This is a genomic window from Streptomyces sp. NPDC059909 (assembly GCF_042730885.1).
GTDB lineage: Bacteria > Actinomycetota > Actinomycetes > Streptomycetales > Streptomycetaceae > Streptomyces.
Genome location: NZ_JBHWKX010000157.1, coordinates 1 through 6,030, shown reverse-complemented (window position 1 = coordinate 6,030; position 6,030 = coordinate 1). Strand labels below are relative to the sequence as shown.

The window sequence follows — 6,030 nt, the reverse complement described above, 5'->3', positions numbered from 1 at the left end:
TGTACCAACGAGCTCCGTTGCTCTGCGTCGGAAATTGTTCAACGGGCTTGCGTGACCTGCGAAAACGCTAACTACCCGGCCTTGGTGGAAGGCCCGTGTCTCCCTCGGCCACTGGGTGGGCGTGGTCAGGGCCGTGGCCGAAGATGCACGCCAGCACGGGGATCCCGCGGCCGGCCTCGTCGAGGCAACAGCCCGTAAGAAGGGCGGGAAAGGCCTGGTCGCCGATCTCGACCAACTGGTCGAGCTCCGCAACAAGATCCGGCACGGCGCAGGCCCCCGGACACGGGCCGAGCTGGAGAAGAGCCTTGGGCGCATCGAACCGCTGATGCTCAGCAGCCTGTCGGGATGCGCATTCCTCGCCCACACCCGATGGGTGCACACCGACCGGCTCCAATGGATGCCTGACGCCGGGAAGTTCCGCGTATCAGGCCTGGTCCTGATGGGAGACCACCCCGACTTCGCAACGGTCTCCTTCGACACGGCACACCCTCTGGCAGACGACCGGCTGTACCTCATCCCCCCAACGACGAACCCCTCCCCCTCTCGCCGTTCTGCCTCCTGAGCGACTGCCCAACGTGCCTGGCACCCGAGTTGTACTACCCCGACCGCATGACGAGTTCCACAGCTCTCCTCAAGAGCCTGGATCGAGGCCACGAGTTCGACAGCGACTCCGTTTTCAAGGCACTGCGCGAGTGGAGCACCCCGTGAATGTGCGGCCGCGCATGAGGGTGCGAACAGATGAGCGAGGGCATCGGAGAGAGGGCGTGACGTGGCCCGGCGCGTCACGATCCGCACAGTCTGCGCATCGCAAGAAGGCGCGCAGAGCCGTCGGCATCCTTGCAGTAGTCGTGCCGAGAATTTTACGCTTCGCGGCGGCCGGAGGTGCGGTGACCCGCACCCGCGAGGACTTCGTCTTCATGTCCCGCCCGCCCGGCGGCCGGTTCATCCACCACGAGTCCGCCGACGATTACGGCACCACCCCCAACAAGATCCGCGAGACCGTCGCCGCCCTCCAGGCGGCCGGCTACGGCGACGCCCCTGAGGTCTACTCCTCCTCCGGAACCGCGGACTGCCGCCCGGCCGCCCCCGCTCCGGCAACGACGTCGCCCCCGCGTTCAAGCCGACTGCCTGATCCCGGTGCGGGTGCCCCGAGCCGTCGAACGGCTCGGGGCCACCGGACACCCGGCACGAGGAGTGGGCGTGAGCAGGTGTTGCTCAGCGCATGTTCGCTGCCTCGTCGATTTCCCAGACCGCCTTGCGAACCTTCTGTTCAAGATCCTCGAACGCGTCCTCAAGAGCCGCGAGCTCTGCGAACAGCGCGTGCTTGTCCTCCATGCCCTCCATCGCAGTGGCCCTCTCGGTCCAGGACCGGACATCCTTCATGGTGAGCGGATACTTCCGGCTCCGGAGCGCCTGCTTGTCGAAGATCGCCTCCAGATCGTCGTCCTCGATCTGCATACTCCGAATGCCGTCGCCCGGGATCGCGCCGCCGAAAGTGTTCTCCTCGATGTAGGCAAGTCCCGACTCAAGGTCGTCAAGACGTCCGAGAAGATGGTCAACCAGAGCGGTCCTCACCGCCTCTAGGCCCAGGCCCACTTCCGCCCGTAGTTGCTTCGCGACCCGCTGGGGAAGTTCGAAGGGGTTCTGGCGGTCGGAGGAAGCGCTGTCCTGGAAGCGTGCCAGCTCGGGCCCGGGTGAGTCGTCTCCGATCAGCATGCCCAGTTCGTAGTGGTCGAGGACCGTACATGCGGCGTCGAAGTAGATCAAGACGGCGGGGCGAATGACTTCGACTCGGTGCTGGTCACGGTGGTAAGTCTCATTCCGGTAGTCGTGCAGCTTCTTCAGCACCGGCGCGAGGTCTTCGGGGAGCTTCTTCTTCCCGACCAGGAAGTCGATCCTCTTGCCGAACTCGGTGGTCTTCTTCCGCTGCGTCGTCGAGGTCACGACCTTCTCGAGCCCTTGGATCTCCGCGCGGAGCTTGTCGTCACTCGGCCCTGATGCACCGAACTGACGGTTCAAAGGCTTGTCGCTCTTGCGCATCGCTTCGAGCCGGCGGAGCTTCTGGAGCCGCTCGAAGTCGAAACGCTCGGCGTCGAAGATGGCCTCGGCCATGCGGTGCATGATCAGTTCCACGGCGCTGTCGAGCAGGATATGGGCCAGCCTCAGCTGCGGGACCCGTCCGACCTCGATGAGGCGCTTGACCTCTTCAAATTGCACGATGACCAGTTCGAGGCGCTTCATCGCCGTGTGCCTTCCGTGTTCTGCTCGGCTCCGAGCCGGGGCCCTTCACGGTAGTGACCGGGCCGTGCGGCAAGCACCTGAGTTTCCGCAGCACCGCGCCGACCACGGGACGGCGACCGAGGCCGAAACGCGGGCCGCGGAAGAACGTCACCAAACTCAAGGAGCGGGTCGCCGACCTGACGGCGGAGAACACCGCCTTGAAGGACCAGGTCACCTAGCCACTGGAAGCGCGCCCGATGGAGGATGGCGCGTCTACGCGCCTCACGGGCTCTCCGACGTGTTCAACCTCGTCGTTCGACCCAACCCGCTCCTTGCCCCGCAGGAGGTCTACGAGACCAAGGCGGCCCGTTGGAAGAACGAGTGGCCGGAGCTCACAGTCCTGCCATGGCCAAACTGATGACCTTCACGGAACTGCAGACAGAGCTTTCAAGTTCTGATCGCGGCTCCGTGAACGGTCCACTCGACGAGGTGCCGGCCGCTGAAGCACTGGTCCCAGCCATCAGGGAAGGCCGCGGTCCCGGGCGGGACTAGGTGTCGTCACCGTCCTCGGGGACGTCGACGCTGATGCTCGCAAGGTTCGCCTCTCGGTGCTTCGCACCGAAGCCGTCCTCGGGGATCAGGTACTTGTCCGGTGGGAAGTCCCAGGGCAGGCACCAGGTCATGGCCTTGCCGCGCATCCCGTTGTCGCGCGTGATGACGGTGATCTGACGCGGTGCGATGGCCTGCTGCAGGTGGGCCGCGCGGGCCACGGCTTCGTCGTCGTTGTTCGGCAGGCGTCGGTGCCCAAGCTCGTCGCGTAGGACCTGGACCTCGGTGCCGTCGTGCAGTTCGAAGCGACCTTCGGTGGACAGTCCCTTGAGGACGTCGCCCAGCAGCTCGTAGACCCCGCGCGCCCGTTTCCTGATCTTCTCGCTGCCCTCGGAATAGGACTTGGTGTCGACCTCCTCCACCACCACGTGCGGGATCACCAGCGTCGCCGGGCCCTTCCCGCACACCCGAGACCACGGGATCTTGTCGAAGCGCTGACAGTGCAGCAGGGTGTTCGCGTCCACGACCAGCACACGCTGCCGGTAGCTGCGGTACTCCTCCACGGTCTGCCGCATCTGGTTCTGCAGTTCCTTGAAGTACGTCGCCAGCTCGTCCAACTCCCAGTGCAGCAGCAGCGCGGTTCGGTAGGGCGTCAGGGGGCTGTGCACGATGTGGCTGTAGTGCTCGCCGCGCAGCCGCGCCGGCACCGCCGGGTCGGCGAAGACATCCGCCAGTTGCCGGGCGGTCGTCGCGGTCCACTGGGTGTACTGCCGCAGCGTCACCACCAGGTCGGGCCCGGACAGCTTCGAGGGTTCCACGCCCGCCAGCATCGGCTGGGCGAAGTGTGGGACGGAGTTGCGGACGTCGTTGAGGCCGCCCTGGACTAGATCGTCGAGGAACCTGATCGCCTTCTCGCAGGTGACCCCGGGCCGCAGCAACATGGACGACTCCCTTGCCTCTCGGGCTGCCGCACCGTTGCGGGCGACTTCGCCAGCCACATCGTGGCAGCCGATCCCGGCAGACGGCCACCGAGATCCGCGAGCCTTGAGAACGATCAGGGCTGAGTTGGTTCGCTGGCCGAGCCTCTAGCCCCTCGCGCACCAAGGACCCCCGCGGGCGCGGGGAGCAGACGTCGAAGGCGGCCGTCGGCTACCAGGCCTCGGGACCATCCCCGCGGGCGCGGGGAGCAGGGCCCCGACCCTCGTCGGTCGGGGCCGTTGGTGGGACCATCCCCGCGGGCGCGGGGAGCAGTTGTTGCGGTGCCCGGCCAGAACCACGGACAAGGGACCATCCCCGCGGGCGCGGGGAGCAGCCGGCACCGGGACAAGCACCGCTCCTCTGAGGGGGACCATCCCCGCGGGCGCGGGGAGCAGTCCTGAGCCGTCGCGAGCTGACGGTGAAGCAGGGGACCACACGTCCTTGGGACCATCCCCGCGGGCGCGGGGAGCAGTACTGGTCCGGGCCGTTCGGGCACAGGCCGACGGGACCATCCCCGCGGGCGCGGGGAGCAGTCGGGCAGCAACCGGTGCCCTTCGGACCAGTGGGGACCATCCCCGCGGGCGCGGGGAGCAGAGCGACTTTGCCGCGGCTTCCTGGGTGCGGTCGGGACCATCCCCGCGGGCGCGGGGAGCAGAGGTTGCCCGCCGGATCGTGGATGCCCACCTTGGGACCATCCCCGCGGGCGCGGGGAGCAGCACCTCCCCCAGAGGAAAAGGCCCCGCGGAACGGGACCATCCCCGCGGGCGCGGGGAGCAGGAACGACACCAACTACGGCAAGATCGCCTGGCGGGACCATCCCCGCGGGCGCGGGGAGCAGAGCAGCTTGGTCGTGATGCCCCACACCGTGGAGGGACCATCCCCGCGGGCGCGGGGAGCAGTGGCCGATGGAGGAGCCCTCGGGAGCGAGCCGGGGACCATCCCCGCGGGCGCGGGGAGCAGGTAGCGCCAGCGATCGCCTGCCCGAAGGTGCCGGGACCATCCCCGCGGGCGCGGGGAGCAGGTGTTCCTGAACGTCCCGGGTAAGGGGACCCTGGGACCATCCCCGCGGGCGCGGGGAGCAGGCGGCGGTGCTCCTCGAGGCGATCCGCCGACAGGGACCATCCCCGCGGGCGCGGGGAGCAGCGGGGGCAGGGGGTCCAGGCGGTGAACCGGTAGGGACCATCCCCGCGGGCGCGGGGAGCAGTCCAACCACGTTGTCGACCCTGCGGTCGGCGGAGGACCATCCCCGCGGGCGCGGGGAGCAGAGCCGCCACACCCGACGCGCCTACGTCCGCACGGGACCATCCCCGCGGGCGCGGGGAGCAGCCGCCCTGCAGCCTGGCGCCACCCCGGGTGCTGGGACCATCCCCGCGGGCGCGGGGAGCAGAACGGCCAGATCCGGCGGAGACGTGTACGCCGGGGACCATCCCCGCGGGCGCGGGGAGCAGACGCGGACGCCGAGCTCGAACACGGTGTCGTCGGGACCATCCCCGCGGGCGCGGGGAGCAGGACCCCGTACGGCACGCCGCCCGCCTCGCCCCGGGACCATCCCCGCGGGCGCGGGGAGCAGAGCCGCCACACCCGACGCGCCTACGTCCGCACGGGACCATCCCCGCGGGCGCGGGGAGCAGCCGGACCTTCCCGCCGGCCCAGATGAGATTGCCGGGACCATCCCCGCGGGCGCGGGGAGCAGGTCGGAGAAGCAATCCGGGCCGGTGCGGTCGTAGGACCATCCCCACGGGCGCGGGGAGCAGTTGACGTTCCAGGAGAAGGGGGATGTGTTGCGGGGACCATCCCCGCGGGCGCGGGGAGCAGGGGGTCGACGAAGCCATGGACATGATCCCGGACGGACCATCCCCGCGGGCGCGGGGAGCAGCACACCCCATAGCTGTTGTCCGGCGGAATGGGGGGACCATCCCCGCGGGCGCGGGGAGCAGAGGGCGCCCGTAAGTCAACGAAGCAACCGACCAGGACCATCCCCGCGGGCGCGGGGAGCAGGAGAGGCTTCGCCTTCCGCGTGAGGATGACCGGTGGACCATCCCCGCGGGCGCGGGGAGCAGCAGCACTCATACCGGGGACCGTAGGATGCCGCGGGACCATCCCCGCGGGCGCGGGGAGCAGGAGGCCGATCGGCGCGGTACTGCCGTGAGCACGGGACCATCCCCGCGGGCGCGGGGAGCAGGTCCCCTCTCAGCTTGGCGTTTAACCCCGTTGTGTTTGGTGTTCCTTGATCGATTCGGCGCGTTTGATTGTTTTGCCGACGTCGTGGCGCTTGGCACGCTG

At 68.9% G+C, this 6,030-nt stretch carries 3 protein-coding genes, 1 pseudogene and 1 CRISPR repeat array; of the genes and pseudogenes, 2 read left to right on the top strand and 2 right to left on the bottom strand.

Annotation, left to right across the window (positions count from 1 at the left end; all coding sequences use genetic code 11):
- Positions 1–133 precede the first annotated feature (133 nt).
- Complete coding sequence (locus ACFV9O_RS39265; protein ID WP_385427591.1) at positions 134–562, top strand: hypothetical protein; 429 nt, start codon at positions 134–136, stop codon at positions 560–562.
- A gap of 653 nt (positions 563–1,215) precedes the next feature.
- Here the strand turns inward: ACFV9O_RS39265 and ACFV9O_RS39260 are convergent.
- Entirely contained in the window at positions 1,216–2,241 is a 1,026-nt protein-coding gene (locus tag ACFV9O_RS39260) for a hypothetical protein (RefSeq protein ID WP_385427588.1), read from the bottom strand.
- A 232-nt stretch (positions 2,242–2,473) separates the two neighbouring features.
- Between ACFV9O_RS39260 and ACFV9O_RS39255 the strand changes: the two are divergent.
- Positions 2,474–2,638: pseudogene (locus ACFV9O_RS39255) on the top strand (nucleotidyltransferase family protein); the annotation flags it as partial.
- Positions 2,639–2,768: 130 nt separating this feature from the next.
- On the opposite strand, the gene ACFV9O_RS39250 reads toward ACFV9O_RS39255, so the two are convergent.
- Positions 2,769–3,710, bottom strand: coding sequence for a PIN domain-containing protein (locus ACFV9O_RS39250; RefSeq protein WP_385427585.1), 942 nt, complete (start codon positions 3,708–3,710; stop codon positions 2,769–2,771).
- Between the two features lie 160 nt (positions 3,711–3,870).
- A CRISPR array of direct repeats spans positions 3,871–5,929; the repeat unit is 28 nt; unit sequence GGACCATCCCCGCGGGCGCGGGGAGCAG.
- Positions 5,930–6,030: the final 101 nt, after the last annotated feature.